Origin of the sequence: Nocardia grenadensis NBRC 108939 (assembly GCF_001613445.1) — a bacterium.
GTDB lineage: Bacteria > Actinomycetota > Actinomycetes > Mycobacteriales > Mycobacteriaceae > Nocardia > Nocardia grenadensis.
In genome coordinates this window covers 70,820-91,369 of sequence record NZ_BDCJ01000028.1, presented here as the reverse complement: position 1 = coordinate 91,369, position 20,550 = coordinate 70,820, and the positions used below count along the sequence as shown (strand labels likewise).

The following is a 20,550-nucleotide window of genomic DNA, read 5'->3' as shown; positions in this document are numbered from 1 at the left end:
GCACCAGTCGGGAGTGGGATACCTCGTCCGGGTGTGGACGCCTTTCGTCGACGTGGTGAGAGGTCCCGCCTGCCGCACTATCCTAGTGCTAGAATAATGCCGTGGAGCTCACCTCGTCCGAACTCGTCGTCCTCGGTCTGATCATCGAGTCCCCTCAGCACGGCTACGACCTGGAGCAGGTGATCGAGCGCCGCGGGATACGGCAGTGGACCGAGATCGGGTTCTCCTCGATCTACTACCTGCTCACCAAACTGGAAAAACGCGGTTTAGTGCACGCGCCCGATGCGCCCGCCGCCGCGAAGGGCCGGCGTGTCTTCCAGGCCACCGCGGCGGGGCAGGAGGCGGCCACCCGCGCGGCGCTGGCGCTCGTCGCGGAACCGCAGCCGGTATCGAATCCCTTTCTCGTGGGTGTGTCGAATCTGCCGCTGCTCACCGAGCCGGAATACCGCCGGGCGCTGGCCGAACGGCTCGGGCAGGTGCGGGCGCGAATCGCCGCGATGGAGGCGGCGGCAGCCGCGCAATCCCCTCTCGCGCTACCCGCGCGCGAGGTCTTCTCCTATTCGCTGAGCCTCCTGGAGGCAGAGAGGTCGTGGCTCGCGCGGCGAGTCCAGGTATCCGATGGTGGACAAAACGGCTGACAAGATCGATTTCAAGAAAGAGATCGCGGCCTATCGCGCCCGCCGGGGCCGATTCGAGGTGGTGGACGTGCCCGATCTGCAATACCTCATGATCGACGGGCACGGTGATCCCAATACCGATCCCGACTTCGCGCACGCGACCGAGGCGCTCTACCCCTTGGCCTACGCGCTCAAGTTCGCCAGCAAACGTGAACTCGGCCGCGACTATGTCGTCATGCCGCTGGAAGGTCTGTGGTGGGCCGACGATATGGACGCCTTCACCGCCGCGCGGGACAAGTCCCGCTGGGACTGGACGCTGATGATCATGGTCCCCGACTGGATAGAACCCGGGCTGTTCGCGCGCGCCGTCGAACAGGTCGCGGCCAAGAATCGACCGGCACGGCTGCTCGATGTGCGTCTGGACGGCCTGTCGGAGGGGCGCTGTGTGCAGACACTGCACATCGGCTCCTACGACGACGAAACCGAGGTGCTGGCGCGGATGCACCACGAATTCGTGCCGGACAACGGGTTCCGGATGGTCGGCCGGCACCACGAGATCTATCTCGGTGATGCCCGCAAGGTGGCGCCCGAGAAACTCCGCACCATCCTCCGCCAACCGGTCACCGTGCGAACTCCCTGAGACGCTGCCGACCCGGGACCGCGGCACCTGTCGTCTGGTCGGTTTGCGCCGATCGGAGGGTCCGGGCGGTCGACAGCGATGGCTGGTGCCGGAAGCGAGTGCCTTCCGGTGGGTCGATGGTGGTGGTCCTGCGCGGCTAGTGTGGTTCTGCACAGACGTCCCCGGCGTTGTGCGGCGGTCCGCTCGTCGGTAGTCGTGGCGGGCTTGTCGAGGCGACAGATCCGATCAGGGAGGCGACAGTTGGTTCGTATCATCGGATAAACGCTGGACCATGTCGAGTTCCCGGCGAACGTTCGCGAGAATCCCCGCGACCGTCGGTGATCGGGGGTCGTAGTTCTCACTCTGGACGGTGCGCACTGCCATCTCGGCCAGGTCATCGGCCGCGTGCTGATCGCTGCTGCCCTCTTGGTGCCACCAGGCTATCCAGTTGAGCATGCCGATTATGCCCAGTGCGGCAGTCCGCGAATCGACGGTGCGAAACGTTCCGGCGGCGATGCCGGCGTCGATGACTTCGATGAGTTCCCTGAGGACGCGCCGACGGCTGGCGGTGTACGACGTCGCCAAGTGCGGGGGCAAGTCGGATTCCGACCGGATCATGAGCCTGAATCGGTCCGGGTTCGCCATCTGATGCAGCGCCAGCGAGTGCGCCATGCGCCGCAGTTTGTCTCGGGGGCCGAGGTCGTCCATCGCGTTGATCTCGTGGAGCACCTGGGCGGGCTGATCGGCGATCTCACTGACCAGCTGGGCGAACAGATCGTCCTTGTTCGCGACGTAGTGGTAGACGGCTTGGCGAGTCAGGCCGGTCGCGTCAGCGATGTCCTGCAGGGTCGTCCCTGCGACACCGCGCTCGGCGAACAGGCGTGCGGCGTTCTCCTTGATCTCCCGTTCGACGAGCTCACGGCGCACACTCGGCCGGCCCCGACGCTTTGGCGCGGGGTCGGCCGGGTCTGCAGCAGTGGATGCCATAGTGATCGAGGCTATACGGTGAACGCCACGAGATCGACACGCTCGCCGGCGATCGCGCCGGCGGCGTCGGCGCGGAACTCGCGTGGCAGTTCGGCCACCAGGACCGCGCCTGTTTCCCGGCGAATTCGCTCGGCGACGTCCAGCCGATCGAGAACCGCTTCGCGATTGTCGGGGCCGGTCAGCCAGTATGTGGTTGCCGGTGGCAGGTCGACGATCAACTTGGTGGCTGCATGGCTCCAGGGCCGGACCGAGACTTCGATCCGCACCGTGTCGGCGGCGGTCCGCAACGCCTCGGATGCGAAGCGATCGGCGAACTGCTGCTTGTTCGCTGACAGGGGCTGGGCAAGTATCCAATCCGCTACCGCCGAGGGCGGCGGAACGTCGCCGGAATCGACGCCGGCAAATGCCGCCAGGCCGGGATTGGCAACATGTGGTGCGGATTCCGCAAACCGCTCGATGGTGACTTTTCCCGCTCGGGTCATGTAGGCAACCATCAGTTGTTCCACCGGCATCGACATACGCTCCGGGAACGAATCCCACCAGGCCATCGATCGCTCGGCAATGGCCTGGAGGTGTTCGACGGCCGGCCGGCGCTCTGTTTCGTACGCGGTGAGGGCCTCGTTCATATCGTCGGTGGCGATCAGCGCACGGTCGAGCGCGATCGCATCCTCCATGGCGAGCTTCGTTCCCGATCCGATCGAGTAGTGCGCGGTGTGCGCAGCATCGCCGAGCAGGACCACATTGCCGGTGAACCAGTTCCGGCAGCGAACAGTCCGGAACCGCAGCCATTTGGTCCGATTGCCGATCAGCCGATTTCCCTGCAGCGTCTGCGCGAACGCCTCCTGCAAGTAGTCGAGTGAGACCTGATCGGTTTCCCCGTTCGACGTCTCGCGGGTCGAAACATCGAAGCCTGCTCGTTGCCAGGTCTGTTCGTCGGTTTCGATCAGGAAGGTGCTGCGATCACCGGCATACGGATAGGCGTGCGCCACGAAAGTGCCATGCTCAGTGGTGACCGGTGTGAATACCGCGCTGGACAGCGCGAATTCGGTACCACACCAAAGGTAGAGTCCTGCACCTTCCACGATCTCCGGGGCGAATTCCGCAGCGAGTGCGGCCCGGGTCGCGCTGGAGATGCCATCGGCGGCGACGATCAGGTCCGCCTCGAGGTCGGCTATCGAGCGGCGTTCACCGAATCGCAGGGTCACTCCGGCGGCACGGGCGTAGGTCTGCAGTACCGACAGCAGGGTGGCCCGGCCGATGGCGAGCAACTCGCCATGGGCAAGTCGCACCTCGGCGGTGCCGACACGCATCGACATCTCGTGCGGGTGCGCGGCGGCCACGATCGCATCGAGCGAATCCTGGTCGGCGAGACGTAGGTTGCGCTGGGTTCGCGACGCCAGACCGACGCCGAATCCGAAGGTCTTGTCCGGGACCCCTTGTTCGTAGACGGTGACTTCGGCGTCGGGGTGGCTCAGTTTGAGCAGACGCGCGGCATACAAGCCGGCTGGGCCGCCGCCCAGCACAGCGATCGTGTCGAACTTCATGACGGTGCTCCCTCGAGCGACTCCGCCTCGAGCCGCTCGACGATCTCGGCGCGGAGGCGCTTCTTGTCGATCTTGCCCACGTTGGTCCGGGGCAGAGCGGAAAGCCAGACCAAACGTTCGGGCCACTTGAACTTGGCCACACCGAGGACGGTCATATGCTCTTGTACGGCTTCCATCGTCAGCTCGGCCCCCGGCTCCGGGATAAGGAAGGCGCATGCCTTCTCGCCGAGTCTTTCGTCGGGCATCGGTACGACTGCGGCGTCGGCGATGCCGGGGTGGCGCACCAGGAGCAGCTCGATCTCTTCGGCGTTGATCTTCTCGCCGCCGCGGTTGATGAGGTCCTTGATGCGCCCCTCGATGCACACGTAGTGACGGCCGTCGAACTCGCGCAGCGCCGCCAGATCACCGGTTCTGTAGAAGCCGTCGGAGGTGAACGCTTTCGCGTTGTGCTCGGGGGCGTCGAAGTAGCCCGGTATCGTGTACGGGCCGCGACAGCACAGTTCCCCGACCGCGCCCGCAGGGATTTCTTGTTCGCTGTGCGGGTCCAGGATGCGGATTTCGTCCGACGGTGCGATAGGAAGGCCGACGGTGGCCGCCCGCGCTGCCGCGGGGGCGTCTCGCGGCGTGACCATGAACATGCCTTCCGACATGCCGAACATCTGCCCGGCCCAGCGGGAGTGACCGTCGTCGAGCTTGCCGAACAGCTCTGCCGGTACCTTCGCGCCGGACAGTACCGTGCGGCGCACGGTACGCAGGACAGTACTGAATTCCGCTGAGCCGACGGCCTGGTAGTGCCCGTGCCCGATGAGTACGTCCGTGATCTCGCTGCGCGCCATGAGGTCGAAGGCAGCAACGGGATCCGGTGTTGCCAGCACCAGCGTCGCGCCGACCGCGTGGGCGGCGTGCAGAGCGCAGGAGATACCGGCGTTGTGGATGATCGGGATCAGATGCGCCACGCGGGTCTGTTCGTTCCAGCCGAGGGCACCGGCGTAGAAGAGGCCGTTGTTCCAGTATTCGGCGTGGATCCGTGGGATCACCTTCGGCACTCCGGTCGTCCCGCCCGACAGCTGGAACACCGCGATGTCCTCGGGATCGGTCTCGGCCTCGATCGCCTCGACGAGGGCCCGGGCCTCGGTCGGATCGATGCCGGCGCCGAGATCCTCGATCCGATGTACTCCTGGCTCTGCTGTGGGTGCTTCGATGGAGAGTACGTGGCGCAGCGACGGGTGGCCCTCGCCGACCGCGCGGGCGAAGCCCACCAGATCGAACGAAAGACCCGCTTCCACGAGGTGGGCCACGGCGCCCACCTTCTCGCTGATATGACCTATTTCGTGCATGCGGTGCTGGGACAGCGTGCCCACCGGGATCAGGCCGGCTTTGAGAACGCCATACCAGGCGAGAACCGTCGCGGCCCGGTTGGTGGCCTGGAAGATCACCGGGTCCAGTCGGCGCAGTCCCAGCCGGATCAGCCCCGCGGCGATGCGGTCTGTGCGTTCGTCGAGCTCGCGGTAGGTGTAGGTGTCGGACGCGGTGATGAGCGCGATGTGATCGGCGTGCCGCAGCGCCGACTCGTGCAGCCGTGCTGTGGTGGGCAACTCGCTCCACTCTCCGGTCGCCCGGTACGCCGCGGCGCGGTCGGCAGGAAACGGAACAAGGCGTCCGTTCCAATCATGTGCAGTCACGGGATAGCCTCTCTGCGGGTGTCTGTGACCGGCTCACCGGGTGGGAGCCGCGGGCAGGAGGGTGGTCAGATCCCCCACATGGTCGGGGTGGTCGGCCGGAACGATTCCGGAGTACACCGCCGACCAGCAGCCAGGACAGCACTGCTGGCGGAAGACGATATCGGTGTCGACGTACTCCGACGGATCGGATGTAACCTGGGGCCCCGCCGCGCTGGACGGGCCTTCGTAGCGGGCCAACGACAGCTTGCCGGACGCGATGTCGCCCAGCACTCGGCCGCAGTGCGCACACGCGATCACGCGCGCGTCACCGATCGCGACCTCGGCCAGGTTGTCGTCGATCCGCCGGGCGTGACTCAGATCGACCGTGGCTTCCTGCGATACCGGTAGTTCGGAGCGCTCGCGGCGCTCGCCGAGCATGCTCGCCCGCAGGTCGGCGGTGCGGGCGGCGTCGAGTTCGCCGCCGTCGTCGACAACTACGCCGTAGTTGGCGCGGGCACCGTCGGCGCTGACCTTGCCGTTCACCACATCCCGGGCCACGGCATCGGGCTCACGGCGCAGCGGGTCGCCGTAGCCGCCGCCACCCTGCCAGTGCATGTACAGCACTTCCCCGGGTGCGAGGTAGCTCTCGGCGTAGCAGGCGCCGATCTCGCGCGTGCCGTCCAGGTCGTCGAAGCCGCCGGGCAGCTTGCCGGCCGCGAGCAACTCTTGTACGCCGGAATTCCGCGCCAAGATCTCCAGGCCGGTGTTGCCGGGCAGGCCGCCGGCCAGACCACCGTTCTGCGCCACAGCCTTGCCGGCCGAGGCGAAGACCAGGCCCATCGGGACGCTGGATCCATAGGGGGTAACGGCCAGTGAGGCGCTCACGCCGCCACGCATACGGCCGGGGCCGCCCGAATCGGGTTCCTCGCGTCGCCACAGGGTGAGCAGCGGATAGAGAAACTCGGTCATCTCGGTGTCCGGGATGCGGCCCATCGGGATACAGAACAGGCCACCGGTGTCCATCCCGTCGGCGACCGGGCGCGCGCCGTAGCCGCCGGCCATCGGCTCCATCATGATGTTGAGGAACGGCACGGGTTGTTCGCCGCGCTCGTCGAGGCCGGCGACGACCGCGGTGTCCCAGGTGCCGCAACAGGAGGCCTGCACGTTCTTACCGAGTTCGATGTCCCGGTCGAGCATCTGGGCAAGGCATTCGGCGATCAGGTTGCCGGTGAGCCAGGCGGGGCCGATCGGGCCGCGGCTGACGGCGGCGGGGAAGGTCGCGTTGTTGATCGTCCCTTCCTCCGAGACCAGTTCGAAGCAGCGCATCAGGCCGCCCGCCGACCACGGGATATCGCCGGCCAAGATGGGCAGAAGGGCCAGCATCACGCCGCCGCGCATGCCCGCGTAGGTGCAGTTGATGACGCCGGTCTGCGGATCGGTGCCCGTGAAGTCGAAGATCAGGCGGTCCTCGGATTTGGTCATGGCGACGGTGATCTTGTGGAGTCCGCGGTCGCCGACGGAGGCCTGGTCCTGGTAGCCGGTCGCCTTCCAGGTGCCGTCCGGGAGGCTCCCGAGTTTCGTGCGCAGACGGGACTCGGCGTCGTTCATCATGCGCTTCATCACGGCCTTGACCGTGTCGGCGCCGTACTGCTCGATCACGGCGAGCAGCCGGTTGCGGCCGACGGTGTTCGCACCGATCTTGGCCCGCAGGTCCAGTCCCACGAGCATCGGGACGCGGGAGCGCCTGGTCCACGCATCGGCGATATCGCGCTGCAGCACATGGTCACGCACCACCTTGACCGGGGGCGTCGGCAGGGACTCGGAGAAGACGTCCTTGGCGCCGGGATCGAACGAACCGAGCCCCGAGCCACCGAGGTCGGGCTCGTGGCAGATGGCGCTCGTCCACGCGAACAGCTTGCCCTCGTGGAAGATCGGCTGGTAGACGATGACGTCGCTCTGATGCAGGCCGCCACCGACCCAGGGATCGTTGCAGAGGAACATATCGCCCTCGGTGATGCCCGGATTGTCGGCGCGGTGCTGCAGCGTCCAGTAGATGGCCAGGTCCACCGCGCCTACGAGCATGGTGTTGTAGAGGCCCACCTGGACTTCCTGCCCGACCTCGTCGCTGACGGCGAAGTCGAAGTCGTTGGCGTCGGTGACGATCGGTGAGCCGGACATGCGCTTGAGGGCTTCGCCCATCTCGTCGGTGACCGACCACAGACGGTGGCGGATCACCTCATAGGTGAGCGGGTCGACGGCGTCGATCTGTTCCTGGGTGACGGTGTGCAATTCGATGGTGGCGCCGACGGCGCGGCCGAGTGCCTCGGGATCGACGGGTCGACTGGAGAAGATCTCCGAGCCGGGAATCGGTGCGGTCATGGACGTACTCCTCTGGATCAGGCCTGGGTGGCGGGTGCGTCGACGACGATGTGCAGGTTGCCGAGCTTGTCGATGGTTCCGGTGGTGTCGTGGGGGACGACCACGGTCGTGGTGGGCACCTCGATCACCGCGGGGCCGCGTAACGTATGGCCGGCGCGCAGCGCGGCGTAGTCGTAGATGGCGGTGTCGTCGTAGCCGCGGGCGGCGCCCAGGCATACTTTGCGGGTACCGGTGAGCGCCGCCGAGGCATCGGCGGAGTCCGCTTGCTCCATCGGCGGCAGGGTCGGCGAGAAGGGCAGGACGCCGGTGCCGCGCACGCGGTAGGTGATGGCCTGGATACCGGCTTCACGGAAGCCGCTGTCCTTGCCGTACAGGTCGGCGTACTTGGCCTCGAAACGATCGGCGGCCGCGGCGAGGTGCTTCGCTGTCAGGTCGCCGCCCGGGATCGGGGTGGCCACTTCGGCCAGCTGCATCGTGTAGCGCATATCGATCTCGCGCTCGATCTCGATCGAGGAGAAGTTCAGGCCCTGCCGGGCGAGCAGCTCGCGCACCTGCCCTTCGAGCTGCTCGAAGTTGCGCTGCACGCGCTGCGGGTCGAGCGGCAGAGCCGCGGGATCGGACATTTCCTTGGCGAGCACGATATCCGAGGAAGCGAGGCCGAACGCAGAGAATGCCGAAGCCACCCGGCCGAGCGGCACGACGACGTTCGTGGCGCCGATCTCCTGCGCATACAGCCCGCAGTGGGCGGGGCCGGATCCCCCGAAGGCGTAGACGATGAAGTCGCGCGGGTCGTGACCGGCTTCGACGACGGTCTTGCGCAGGAGGTCGCCGGTTTGTGCGTTCTGCACCTCGTAGATGGCGGCGGCCGCCTCCTCGATGCCGAGCCCGAGCGGCTCGGCGATGCGGGTGCGGATAGCCTCCCGGGCCAGGCTCATATCCAGTGCGCGACGCCCACCCAGCAGACCGCGCTCGGGAATGATGCCCAATACCAGGTTGGCGTCGGTGTTGGTGGGTTCGGTGCCGCCGTTGCCGTAACAGGCGGGACCGGGCACGGCCTGGGCGCTGTGCGGGCCGATCTGCAGGTTGCCGCCGGCGTCGAGCCAGGCGATCGCGCCGCCACCCGACCCGATCGCGTGCACTTCGAGGGTGGGCACGTTGATCGGGTGGTGGTTGATGATCGTGGTGGACGAGCGAACCGGCTCGTTCTCGACGATGAGGCCGGCGAGGAAGGTGGTGCCGCCGGCATCGGTGGCGATGATGTTGCGGTGGCCCAGCTGCCGGCCGAGGGACACTGCTCCCACGACGCCGCCGGTGAGCACAGATCCCACGGTCGAGATCGCGTTGCCGGGGGCTTCGGTGGCGGCAACGGCGCCGCCGTTGCTCTGCATGACCAGCAGCGGCCCGGCGAGCCTCTTCGCGCGGAGCTTGCTTTCCAGCTCGCCGAGGTAGTCGCGCAGACCGGGGCCGATCTGGGTGCTCATGATGGTGGTGGCGTTGCGGGCGAACTCGCGGATGCGCGGTGACACCTCGCTCGAGATCGCCACGAACAGGGCCGGGTCGATCTCATGGGCGATTTCGCGGATCCGCTGTTCGTGGGCCGGGTTGCGGAAGGACCACAGCAGTGACACCGCGATCGCGGAAATCCCGTCCGCCACAAGGGTGCGCACCGCGTCGCGCACCTCGTCTTCGTCGAGCCGAACCACCACCCGGCCGTCACGGTCGACACGCTCGGTGACCTCGAGGGCATGGCGCTTGTGTACGAGGCCGTGCGATTTGCTCTGGCCGATCGGGTTCTGCAGCTCCTCGGGCGCACGGCCGAGGTACCGACCCTCGACGTTCATGATGTAGATCGAATCGCGGTGCCCCTTTGTGGTGAAGAAGCCGATGTCGGGGACTCGGTTCATGACCAGGGCATTGAGTGACGATGTGGTGCCGTGCGCGATGTGGTGGGTATTCGCGAGCATCTCCTCGACGGACGCGCCGAGTTGTTCCGCCAGCACCTCGAGTACGTCCATGACGCCACCCGAGTAGTCAGGTGGTGTCGACGGTGCCTTACCGGCGACGACCATGCCTTCGCCGTCGTCGAGGACGGCGTCGGTGAACGTGCCGCCGACGTCCACTCCGATTACGTATGCCATGGATTTCTACTTTCCTTCGGGCTCGCGATCTTGGTGACCGGGCTCACAAGTTGACCCTTGCGACGATTATTCGACGGATGCGCAGAAGAAGTCAAGTGCATGCCGGGAGCTGTGAAAACCTCCGCTACACCTTGACTGATCGACGATTGCGTCGAATAATCGGCGCAAGCGCAAAGTAATTGATTAGCTCCGAAAGGGAAGCCTCATGACAACTCACCGAATCGGGCTCGTCGTACCGAGCAGCAATGTGACGGTCGAGACCGAGATGCCGGCCATCCTGCGCGGACACATGAGCGCGGACTTCTCGTTCCACTCCACTCGAATGCGCATGCACACCGTCTCCCCTGAGGGGCTCGCGGCGATGAATGCCCAGCGTGAGCGATGTGTGATGGAGATCGCCGACGCCGCGCCCGAGGTGATCCTCTACGCCTGTCTGGTGGCGCTCATGGTCGGCGGGCCGGGTGAGCATCAGCGGGTCGAATCCGCGGTCGCGGAGCAGTTGGCAACCGGCGGCTCCGAGGCACGTATCCGCTCCAGTGCGGGAGCACTGGTCGAAGCTCTGCGCGCGCTGGATGCCGAGCGTATCGCACTGGTGATGCCCTATATGGAGCCGTTGGCGAAACAGGTCGTGGAGTACCTCGAGGCGGAAGGCTTCGAGGTCGCCGACTGGCGCGCGCTCGGGGTTGCCGACAACAGCGAAGTCGGCTGCATCTCCGGTGAACGCGTCATGGAGGCCGCGCGCTCGCTGGACCTCACCGGCCTGGACGCCCTGGTGATCAGTTGCTGTGTGCAGATGCCGTCATTGAACCTGGTTCAGCCCGCCGAGGACGAGTTCGGTCTGCCCGTGGTCTCGGCGGCTACCGCCGGCGCATACAGCATCCTGCGTAGTCTCGGCGTCCCGGTCGCGATCGACGACGCCGGCAGTCTGTTGCGGGTGGACGCCGCGGACACCTCGGTCTGATCCCTACACAATCTCGAGGAGATTCGACATGTCCCGGACACAACATCTGGTGAAGGGCGTCGACCATGTCGCCTACCCGACCTTCGACCCCGCAGGCACCGTACGTTTCTATCGCGACACCCTCGGTTTTCCGGTGGTGCACTCGATCTGTGCTGCGGGCTGGGGCCCTGACCGGCACCCGGACTTCATCCACTTCTTCTTCGACATCGGTAACGACGACCGGCTCGCATTCTTCTACTACTTCGGACTCGAAGAGTTCGGAGGCGGCCCGCAGGGTGATTCGTACTCGAAGTTCGCCGCCGAGGTGCCGATCTGGTTCATCCGCTCACGTCACCTCGCAATCCACGTCGACAGCGAAGAGCACCTGACGGAGTACCGTCGCCGGCTCGACGCGAGCGAATGGCCGGTCGAGATGCAGATTCGGCACGAGACCATCGAGTCGATCTATACCCACGATCCCAACGGCTACATGATCGAGATCACCCGGGCCATGCGGCCGGTGACACCGCAGGAGGACCTCGATGCGAACATCACCATCGACGCCTTGGTCGACGTGGTCTCCGGTCCTGCGCCGTCGATGGACGCGCTGTTGGTCCGCAAGGCAGAACTGATCGTCGAGCGTGCCGAGAAATGGCAGGCGGGCCGGTCGGTGACCGGCGAGGAGGTGTCCTCGTGATGACCACCGTTCTGATACTCGATGTGCCCGAGAACCGTCCCGTCGCCGCTGTCGCGGCCGCCGTCGAGACCGTCACCGTCGACCGGGTGGGCCCGTACTTCAAGATCAGCGCACCCGGCCCGATCGTTATCGACCGCCGCGCGACCGGTTGTCGCCACGCGGTCTGGTACAGCAGTGTGGCCGGCCTGCTCGACGCGAGGATCACCCAGTGGGACAAGGACGCGCTGCGTTTGGAGGCGAGATGAGTTCGCCTGCGGCCGAGGCGCGCCTCGGTGCGGGCCGGTACATCGAATCCGCCGCGATCCCCGCCGCCACGATCACCTCGGCGCACGAACTCGAAACCGTGGACGGAGCCAAGGTTCACGGCGTGCTGCGCACGCTGACCGGCGCCCGCACCGTGGTGAGTCTGATGCACCCGCGTCAAGATCTCACACACCACGTGCTGGTACCGGAGCTACTGGCCCGCGGTTTCGCGGTCTGGACCCAGGGCGTCCGGTCGACCAACAACGACCTCGACCTGATTCACGAGCAGGCGCTGCTGGACGTGGCCGCGGGGCAGGTACTGCTGCGCGAGCACGGCTTCGACAACCGTGTCGTTCTCGGACATTCCGGCGGCGGCACGCTGTTTGCGTTCTATTACGAACAGGCTGTCCTCGCCCCGGACGCCCGGCTGCGGAAGGCGCCGTCGGGTCGCCCGGTAGACCTGCCCTCGGCTGATATGCCCGTGCCGGACGCCGCCGTGTTCATGGCGCCGCACCCGGGGCAGGGCGCGCTGCTGCGGCGGCTGATCGACCCGTCGGTGGCGGACGAGGCCGACCCGTTGTCGGTGGTCCCCGAACTGGACCCGTTCTCACCGGCCAACGGCTTCGCGGCGCCGGGCGAATCATCCATGTACACAACAGAGTTCATCGACCGGTACCGCACCGCGCAGGCTGCGCGGATAGCGCGGATCGATGCCGAGGCCCGGGCCCGGGTGGCTATTGCCGACGAGGCCAGGGCTCGGTACAAGGCATCATCGGACCCCGCCGATCGAAGAGTCTCGCTCGCACCCAGGGTGCTCACGGTCTACCGCACCGATGCCGACCTACGATTCGTCGATCTGTCGATCGACCCGAACGAGCGGCCCTACGGGTCGTTGTTCGGCCGCCGACCCGACCTGACGAACTACGGTCTGGTCGGTTTCGGCCGACTGGTGACGCCGGACGCCTGGATGTCGACATGGTCGACGAACACCACCAACGCGGACTTCCTGCGCTGCGCCCCCGCCGTGCGGGCCCCGACTCTGTTCGTGGAACTCACCGGGGATGCAGTCTGTTTCCCCTCGGACGCGACTGCGATGGTGGCGGCCCTGGGTGCGAAAGACGTCGAACACCGCCGGGTTGCCGGCACCCACTTCGGTGGGCCGATCCGCCCCGGCGCACCCACCGGCGCCGCCTCGGCAGCGGCCGAGATAGGCGGCTGGCTGGACGAACGGTTCCCGGTATAACGCACGGCCGATCACCGGCCGGTGCCTGTTCGCGGCGATCCTCGAGGGCTACGACATCTCGATGTTCGGCCCTGGTGCCGTCGCTACTCGGCCATCAGCCGTGGGGTCTGCACGTCGAGCAGATCACCGGCTCGGCTCGATCGCCGCAGTAGGCATGCTGTTCCGTGCGGCCGTCGCATCCGGTGACCGCTTCGGACAGGCGTGCCTCGTCGCTTCGGCTGTCGTGCTAGTCCGGTCCGCCCCCACCGGCGGACGGCGGCGGGATGCGCACCACCCGGTCGTCGTTGGGTGTCGGCTCGCCACCGTCGGATTTGTTCGCCGTCGACACCCAGATGGTCCCGTCCATCGCCGGGGACGCACCGAGCAGGCGGCCGTACTTGTTGGCGACGAAAACGCTCGGGGGAGCGGTGACGGCGAAGGTCTTGGGGTCCGGCGCGGCCATGGCGAGCGCTTTCGCGTCGGTCAGCGAGATCGCCACGCCCTCGGGGGTTACCGCGCATCCGGCCACGCCCGGCCGGTCGGGCCAGGTCCAGGCGGTGGTGACCACACCGTCGGGGCCGATGCGCTGGAGCCGGTCCATGGTGGGGGTGCGGTCGGTGATCCAGATCTGGTCACCGCCGAGGCAGATATCGCCCGCCGAGCCGATTCCGGCGACCGCGACCTCGGTGGGCGCGTCCCCGGTGGAGCTCGGATTGTTCACCCGCAGCAGTTTCCCGGCTCGGCTCCCGGGATCGGCGGCCGCGGCGGGATTGCCGGTGTCGCCGGTGAGCACCAGCATCTGGTCGGGTTTCGACCATTCGATCGCACCGCGATTACCGGTGGCGCCCTTGGGGATTCCCGTCAATACCGGTTTCGCGGGCCCGCCTTCGGCGAAGCGCACCACCCGGTTGTCGCTGGGTGTGGTGACATAGGCGTAGATCAGCCCGTCCTCGGCGTAGGTGGGGGAGATCGCGATATCGCTCAACCCGCCGTCGCCCGCGGGGTCGACATCGACCCGGGCCACTTCGATCGGTTGCTGCTCCGGCGCCACCTGCAGGATGCGGCCGCTACGGCGTTCGGCCACCAGTGCGTACCCGCCCATCTCGACCAGTCCGCCGGTGGTGTCGAGGCAGCTCACCACCACGGCCGGGTCCGGGTCGATACACGGACCGCTGGGCCGGGTGGTGGAACTCTCGGAACGCTCGGGCTTCTTCGGCCGGAGTTCCGCGCCGTCCAGCGTCGGTTCCGGGGTGAACGGACTGGATGCGGAATCGTCGAATCGGGCGCATCCACTGAGCACCAACGCTCCGAGTACCAGCCCCACCGTCACGCGCCGCGCGCCAACCGACCTCATAATCTCCCAACGTAGTGGAAACGACGCCGGCCGTGCCCCGAAGGCCCCGCCCGGCGAGAAGCGTCCTTTCGGTGCGGGTTCGTCCGCCCTGTGACACGGGGCCGGCGGGTGGCTCGGACACGCCGCCGATTCATCCGGTGCCGGGCGGTCGGTCGGCTTACTGTTGAGGAGTGAGTGCCAAGGCGAGAAACGGGTCCGCGTCCTCCGAGGCCGCGGGGCCCGGGAATCTGTCTACCGGAGAGCAGCGCGCGGTGTCGACCACCGCGGGCGGGGTCGGGAGTCCCTACGATTCCCCGACCGGCCAGTTCCCCCCAGTGGCCATGACGAAGGAGGTTCCGGTGAACGCGTCCGCGACCACCGGTGGCACACCCGCCGATACGCCGGGTCCGGGTGGTCCCGGCGTCGCCGGGGGCCGCGACGACACCTACGACTACGCGAGCATTCCACCGGCCGGTAATCAGCCCAATGGGGGCCTGCGCCGCCGCAACGGCGATTTCCGCCGCGGCACTCTCGACTTCGGGCTCTTCATCCTGCGGCTGGTCGTGGGAGCCACCTTCCTCTACCACGGCCTCCAGAAACTGACGGGCTGGTTCCACGGCCCCGGACTGGACGGCACCAAGGCCATGATGGAGGGCGGCGGCTGGCAGCATCCTTCGCTGGCCGCCGCCATGGTGACCGCCGGCGAGGTGGGTGGCGGGGTGCTGCTGATCCTGGGCCTGGCCACACCGCTGGCCGCGGGCGCGGTGCTGGCGGTGATCCTGGACGCCTGGTTCTGGAAGCAGGGGATGTATCCCGGATTCCAGTACAAGGCCGGTCCGGGCGCGGTCGAGATGGAGAGCATCCTCGTCGGCACCGCGGTCGCCCTCATCTTCACCGGGCCCGGACGCTGGTCGCTCGACCGCGGACGGGGCTGGGCGGTCCGGCCGGGAGCGGGATCGCTCGTGGTCTTCGTCCTGGCGGTCGCCGCCGCGGTGCTCACCTACTGGTGGCTGCAGAACGGCAACCCGCTCACCGGTATCGGCCCCTTCGACTGACTTCGTGAGACGAAAAGGCGCTCCCTCGAATCCGAGGGAGCGCCTTCATCGTTTCCGCGGGCGAATCAGGGCACGTGCCGGACCGCGCCCTTGTCGGCGGAGGTCGCCATCGCGGCATAGGCGCGCAGTGCGGTGGTGACCGTCCGCTCCCGGTTCTGCGGCTGCCAGGGACGTTCGCGGGCCTCCATCTTGGCCCGGCGCTCGGTGAGCACCGCCTCGTCGACGAGGACCTCCAGGGTGCGTGTCGCGACATCGATGCGGATCCGGTCGCCGTTCTCCACCAGGCCGATCACACCGCCGCTGGCCGCCTCCGGCGAGATATGGCCGATCGACAGACCCGAGGTACCGCCGGAGAACCGGCCGTCGGTGATCAGGGCGCACTGTTTGCCCAGGCCCGCGCCTTTGAGGAAGGCGGTCGGATGCAGCATCTCCTGCATCCCCGGTCCGCCGGCCGGGCCCTCGTACCGCACCACGAGCACATCACCGGGCTGGATCTTCTTGCCCAGGATCACCGAGACGGCTTCCTCCTGGGACTCCACCACCACGGCGGGGCCTTCGAAGGAGAAGAGTTCCTCGTCGATACCGGCGGTCTTGAGCACCGCGCCGTCGACGGCGAGATTGCCGCGCAGCACGACCAGCCCGCCCTCGGCGGTGTAGGCGTGTTCGATATCGCGGATGCAGCCGCCCGCGGCATCGGTGTCCAGCGACGACCAGCGGTTCTCCGTCGAGAACGGTTCGGTGGTGCGTACTCCACCCGGCGCCGCGTGGAAGAGTTCCAGCGCTTCCTCGGACGCCTTACCGGAACGGATATCCCAGGTGTCGAGCCATTGGTCCACCGACGTGCTGTGCACGGTCGTCACATCGGTTTCCAGCAGCCCGGCCCGGCGCAGCTCACCGAGGATGGCGGGGATACCGCCGGCCCGGTGCACGTCCTCCATGTGATAGTCCGAGTTCGGTGACACCTTCGACAGGGTGGGCACCTTGCGGCTGATGGTCTCGATGGTGTGCAGATCGAAATCGATCTCGCCCTCCTGCGCCGCGGCCAGCGTGTGCAGGACGGTGTTGGTGGACCCGCCCATCGCCACATCCAGGGCCATGGCGTTGCGGAAGGCCTTCTCGTTCGCGACATTGCGCGGCAGCACCGAGGCGTCGTCGTCGCGGTACCAGCGGGTCGCGATATCGATGATCACCCGGCCCGCCCGCTCGAACAGCGCCCGCCGGGCCGCGTGGGTGGCCAGCGTCGACCCGTTGCCCGGCAGCGCCAGACCCAGGGCCTCGGTGAGGCAGTTCATCGAGTTGGCGGTGAACATGCCGGAGCAGGAACCGCAGGTCGGGCAGGCGCTGCGCTCGACCTCGCTCAATCCGTCATCGGTCACCGCGGAATTCGCGCTGGCCGAGATCGCGGTGATCAGGTCGGTCGGGGCCTGCGCGACCCCGCCCACGACCACGGCCTTACCGGCCTCCATCGGCCCGCCGGAGACGAACACGGCGGGGATGTTCAACCGCATGGCGGCGTTCAGCATGCCCGGGGTGATCTTGTCGCAGTTGGAGATGCACACCAGCGCGTCGGCGGTGTGCGCGTTCGCCATGTACTCCACCGAATCGGCGATGATCTCCCGGCTCGGCAGCGAATAGAGCATGCCGCCGTGGCCCATGGCGATTCCGTCGTCCACCGCGATGGTGTGGAATTCCCGCGGTACCCCGCCCGCTTCCCGCACCGCGTCGGCCACGATCTCACCGACGTCCTTGAGATGTACGTGCCCGGGCACGAACTGGGTGTAGGAGTTGGCGATGGCGACGATCGGCTTACCGAAATCGGAATCGGTCATACCGGTGGCCCGCCACAGGGCGCGGGCGCCGGCGGCATTGCGGCCGATGGTGGTTGTTCGGGAACGAAGCGGTGGCATGAGTGTCCTCGGTCGGGTCGCGGGGCTGAAAGTTGCGACAGCGCCGTATCGCCCGGCGCGGGGACCGCGGTCGGGTGCGATCGGCGATTTTCCAGGCTACTCCCGTTCGGGAGCGGAGCCGGTGTCGGTATCGGCGGCCCCGGTGGTTGGCGAGGTGCCACGTGGCGTGTCGGAGCCGGCAGTCGAGGGCCGGTCGGCAGCCGTGTCACCGGCGGGTGCGATATCGGAAGCCGTTCCCGCGGGCGCGGAACGGTCGGTGTCGGCGGGCGTGGGGTGGTTGGAAGTCGCGTTACTCGGCGCCGCGTTCCCTGTCGCTTCGTCGCCGATGGTCGCCTCGCCGGTCGCCGCGTTGCCCGCCGCCGGTTCGGCGGCCGCGGGATCTTCCTCGGTGCCGGGTGCGCTGTCATCGGACGCGCCGGCGTCGGTGGTGGAAGCGTCGGCGTCGGCCGGGGCCGGGTCGGGGACCGCGAACGGGTCGGGGATACGCCCGCCGGAGGCGTCCACCAGATCACGCAACCGGTCGTAGCTCACCGCCGGCAGCGGCACCTCGCTGTCGTCGTCCAGATGGGCGCGGACGAACCCGCGTTTGGGGATGCTCAGGCCCTTCAGCTGCGCCCAGTCGATGTGCCGGGAGGAGAAGACCGACCGCAGATCCAGGCCGGCCGGTGAGACCGTCGTCTGTGTGCGCACGAGCCAGACGATCGCGGCGAGCGGGATCAGCGCGAGCCAGAACAGCCCGGCCGGCCAGCCCACGATGGGGAAGAACACGCACATCGCGAGGAGGAACACGCCGAGGAAGGACAGTCGTGTCGTGCGGATCACACGCCGCGGTCCGGGCGGCGCCGTATCCCCACCCGTTACCTCCGCGGCCGCGGGGTTGTGGGACGATTCAGGAGGTGGCACGGACTGATGCGGTGATGACACCTCACCATCCTCGCATCATGGTGGACCGGCGTGAGCACCCGCTACCTTCCCACATAATGGGAAGACAGCGGTCAGCTGTTTGACTCCGCACCACACGCACACATACCGTCATGCGCGTGAATCGAAACGAGTTGCTCGTAATCGGCCGGCGCGTCCAGCGCTGAGCCAGACGATCCGGAGTCGAATACGTCAGCTCGCACTGCGACGCGCCACCCTCGAACAGCCGCCGGCTGTCGAGGGCTTTTTTATGTCGGGACCAGTGAACGACAAGCAGTAAGGAACCAAGACGGTGAGCGCACCAACCACCCGGCCCGGGCCCGCGGCCCGCAGGCCCGCGCCTTCGAACCCGTCGGCTCCGGCCGGCGCTCCGACCACCCAGGCGAACCGCCGCCAGGTCCCGCCCGAGCGGGTCACCGGCGCGCAGTCCGTCGTCCGCTCCCTCGAGGAGCTCGGCGTCGACACCGTATTCGGTATTCCGGGCGGTGCTGTCCTTCCTGTTTACGATCCGCTCTTCGATTCGACCAAGGTGCGCCATGTGCTCGTGCGGCACGAGCAGGGCGCGGGCCACGCGGCCACCGGATACGCCCAGGCCACCGGCAAGGTCGGGGTGTGTATGGCGACCTCCGGTCCCGGCGCGACCAATCTGGTGACCCCGATCGCGGACGCCCAGATGGACTCGGTGCCGATGGTCGCCATCACCGGTCAGGTCGGCCGTAGCCTGATCGGCACCGACGCCTTCCAGGAAGCCGATATCTCCGGCATCACCATGCCGATCACCAAGCACAACTTCCTGATCAAAGAGGGCATCGATATCCCGCGGATCCTCGCCGAGGCCTTCTACCTGGCGTCCAGCGGTCGGCCCGGGGTGGTGCTGGTGGACATCCCCAAGGATGTGCTGCAGGAGCAGACCACGTTCAGCTGGCCGCCGGAGATGCGGCTGCCCGGCTACCGCCCGGTCACCAAACCGCACGGTAAGCAGGTGCGCGAGGCCGCCCGGCTGATCGCCGAGTCCAGGCAGCCGGTGCTCTACGTCGGCGGCGGTGTGATCAAGTCCGAGGCGTCGGCCGAACTGCTGGAGCTCGCCGAGCTCACCGGTATCCCGGTGGTCACCACGCTGATGGCGCGCGGCGCGTTCCCCGATAGCCACGAACTCAATATGGGTATGCCGGGTATGCACGGCACCGTGGCCGCGGTGGCCGCCCTGCAGAAATCCGATCTGCTGGTCACCCTGGGCGCCCGCTTCGACGACCGTGTCACCGGCCGGCTGGATTCCTTCGCGCCCGGCGCCAAAGTCATCCACGCCGATATCGACCCCGCCGAGATCGGCAAGAACCGGCACGCCGATGTGCCGATCGTCGGCGACTGCCGCGAGGTGATCACCGAACTCATCGAGACCCTGCGCGCCGATCCGGCCGGTTTCGAACTCGATCTGACCGCTTGGCGGACCTACCTCGACGGCATCCGCGACGCTTACCCCCTCGGCTGGAGCAAGCCGTCGGACGGGTCGGTGTCGCCGGAGTTCGTCATCGAGACCCTGGGCCGCCTGGCCGGCCCCGACGCCATCTATTGCGCGGGTGTCGGCCAGCACCAGATGTGGGCCGCCCAGTTCATCAAGTACGAGAAGCCGCGGACCTGGTTGAACTCCGGCGGCGCCGGGACCATGGGGTACGCGGTTCCCGCCGCGATGGGCGCCAAGATGGGCGCGCCCGACCGTGAGGTGTGGGCGGTCGACGGTGACGGCTGCTTCCAGATGACCAATCAGGAACTCGCCACCTGCGCGGTGGAGGGCGTGCCGATCAAGGTCGCGCTGATCAACAACGGCAACCTGGGCATGGTCCGCCAGTGGCAGACCCTGTTCTACGACCAGCGCTACTCCAATACCGACCTCAAGACGCACGGTCTGCGCATCCCCGATTTCGTGAAGCTCGCCGAGGCGCTGGGCTGCCACGGGATCCGGGTGGAGAAGGAAGAGGACGTCGAGGCCGCGATCCGCGAGGCGCAGTCGATCGACGACCGTCCCGTGGTGATCGATTTCATCGTCGGTAAGGACGCCCAGGTGTGGCCGATGGTCGCCGCCGGCACCAGCAACGACGAGATCATGGCCGCCCGCGGTATCCGCCCGCTGTTCGACGAGGACGAGGCGGCCGCCGAACCGGCCATCATCCACGAGGCCATGAACCGCGAGCAGGCCGCCACCGAGGGGAACCCGGCATGACCGGTCAGCGCCGGAGGAGGCAGCGCAGCGTAACCACGCCGGCGTCCGGTCAGGCCCGAAAGGACACAG

General features: G+C 67.5%; 16 protein-coding genes. 8 read left to right on the top strand and 8 right to left on the bottom strand.

The features are described from left to right. The first annotated feature begins 101 nt into the window (after positions 1–101). Both NGR01S_RS26450 and NGR01S_RS26445 read left to right on the top strand, forming a co-directional pair. Positions 102–638, top strand: a complete 537-nt coding sequence (locus NGR01S_RS26450) for a PadR family transcriptional regulator (RefSeq protein WP_063041449.1) — start codon at positions 102–104, stop codon at positions 636–638. After that, on the top strand, positions 619–1,257 hold the full coding sequence (locus tag NGR01S_RS26445; protein ID WP_063041448.1) for a GyrI-like domain-containing protein: 639 nt from the start codon (positions 619–621) through the stop codon (positions 1,255–1,257). Before NGR01S_RS26450 ends, NGR01S_RS26445 begins: the two co-directional genes overlap by 20 nt. Positions 1,258–1,482: 225 nt before the next feature. Here the strand turns inward: NGR01S_RS26445 and NGR01S_RS26440 are convergent, their stop codons facing one another. Genes NGR01S_RS26440 through NGR01S_RS26420 form a run of 5 tightly spaced genes read right to left on the bottom strand, consistent with a single transcriptional unit; the run spans position 1,483 to position 9,945 of the window. Continuing rightward, complete coding sequence (locus NGR01S_RS26440; RefSeq protein WP_063041447.1) at positions 1,483–2,223, bottom strand: TetR/AcrR family transcriptional regulator; 741 nt, start codon at positions 2,221–2,223, stop codon at positions 1,483–1,485. A gap of 11 nt (positions 2,224–2,234) precedes the next feature. Then, positions 2,235–3,767, bottom strand: coding sequence for an FAD-dependent monooxygenase (locus NGR01S_RS26435; protein ID WP_063041445.1), 1,533 nt, complete (start codon positions 3,765–3,767; stop codon positions 2,235–2,237). Continuing rightward, the gene (locus NGR01S_RS26430) at positions 3,764–5,449 is read right to left on the bottom strand and encodes a (2,3-dihydroxybenzoyl)adenylate synthase (protein WP_063041443.1); all 1,686 of its coding nucleotides are present in this window, start codon (positions 5,447–5,449) and stop codon (positions 3,764–3,766) included. The genes NGR01S_RS26435 and NGR01S_RS26430 overlap by 4 nt, the downstream gene beginning before the upstream one ends. Positions 5,450–5,482: 33 nt before the next feature. After that, positions 5,483–7,807: a hydantoinase B/oxoprolinase family protein gene (locus tag NGR01S_RS26425; protein ID WP_063041441.1), complete on the bottom strand. Its 2,325-nt coding sequence runs from the start codon at positions 7,805–7,807 to the stop codon at positions 5,483–5,485. 17 nt (positions 7,808–7,824) lie between these two features. Beyond that, positions 7,825–9,945, bottom strand: coding sequence for a hydantoinase/oxoprolinase family protein (locus tag NGR01S_RS26420; RefSeq protein WP_063041439.1), 2,121 nt, complete (start codon positions 9,943–9,945; stop codon positions 7,825–7,827). A 205-nt stretch (positions 9,946–10,150) separates the two neighbouring features. Here NGR01S_RS26420 and NGR01S_RS26415 point away from each other — a divergent pair, with 205 nt between their 5' ends. From NGR01S_RS26415 to NGR01S_RS26400, 4 genes are read left to right on the top strand one after another with little or no spacing between them, the layout of a single operon-like run. Beyond that, on the top strand, positions 10,151–10,906 hold the full coding sequence (locus NGR01S_RS26415) for a maleate cis-trans isomerase family protein (protein ID WP_063041437.1): 756 nt from the start codon (positions 10,151–10,153) through the stop codon (positions 10,904–10,906). Between the two features lie 28 nt (positions 10,907–10,934). Continuing rightward, positions 10,935–11,582: a VOC family protein gene (locus tag NGR01S_RS26410; RefSeq protein WP_063041435.1), complete on the top strand. Its 648-nt coding sequence runs from the start codon at positions 10,935–10,937 to the stop codon at positions 11,580–11,582. Beyond that, positions 11,582–11,827 carry a hypothetical protein gene (locus NGR01S_RS26405; RefSeq protein WP_063041433.1) on the top strand — a complete coding sequence of 82 codons (246 nt, stop codon included), beginning with the start codon at positions 11,582–11,584 and terminating at the stop codon, positions 11,825–11,827. The genes NGR01S_RS26410 and NGR01S_RS26405 overlap by 1 nt, the downstream gene beginning before the upstream one ends. Further along, entirely contained in the window at positions 11,824–13,068 is a 1,245-nt protein-coding gene (locus NGR01S_RS26400; protein WP_063041431.1) for a hypothetical protein, read from the top strand. Before NGR01S_RS26405 ends, NGR01S_RS26400 begins: the two co-directional genes overlap by 4 nt. Positions 13,069–13,294: 226 nt before the next feature. Here NGR01S_RS26400 and NGR01S_RS26395 read toward each other — a convergent pair whose 3' ends face one another. Next, positions 13,295–14,401 (bottom strand): PQQ-dependent sugar dehydrogenase, encoded by a 1,107-nt coding sequence (locus NGR01S_RS26395; protein WP_063041429.1) that lies wholly within the window; start codon positions 14,399–14,401, stop codon positions 13,295–13,297. Between the two features lie 338 nt (positions 14,402–14,739). Here NGR01S_RS26395 and NGR01S_RS26390 point away from each other — a divergent pair, with 338 nt between their 5' ends. Then, positions 14,740–15,435, top strand: coding sequence for a DoxX family protein (locus NGR01S_RS26390; RefSeq protein ID WP_245664792.1), 696 nt, complete (start codon positions 14,740–14,742; stop codon positions 15,433–15,435). Between the two features lie 65 nt (positions 15,436–15,500). Here NGR01S_RS26390 and ilvD read toward each other — a convergent pair whose 3' ends face one another. Beyond that, on the bottom strand, positions 15,501–17,342 hold the full coding sequence (gene ilvD / locus NGR01S_RS26385) for a dihydroxy-acid dehydratase (RefSeq protein WP_063041424.1): 1,842 nt from the start codon (positions 17,340–17,342) through the stop codon (positions 15,501–15,503). A gap of 96 nt (positions 17,343–17,438) precedes the next feature. Next, a complete protein-coding gene (locus tag NGR01S_RS30555; RefSeq protein WP_245664791.1) occupies positions 17,439–18,164 on the bottom strand; it encodes a PH domain-containing protein in 726 nt (241 codons plus the stop codon). Positions 18,165–18,555: 391 nt separating this feature from the next. Here NGR01S_RS30555 and NGR01S_RS26375 point away from each other — a divergent pair, with 391 nt between their 5' ends. Further along, a complete protein-coding gene (locus tag NGR01S_RS26375; protein ID WP_063041422.1) occupies positions 18,556–20,481 on the top strand; it encodes an acetolactate synthase large subunit in 1,926 nt (641 codons plus the stop codon). Positions 20,482–20,550: the final 69 nt, after the last annotated feature.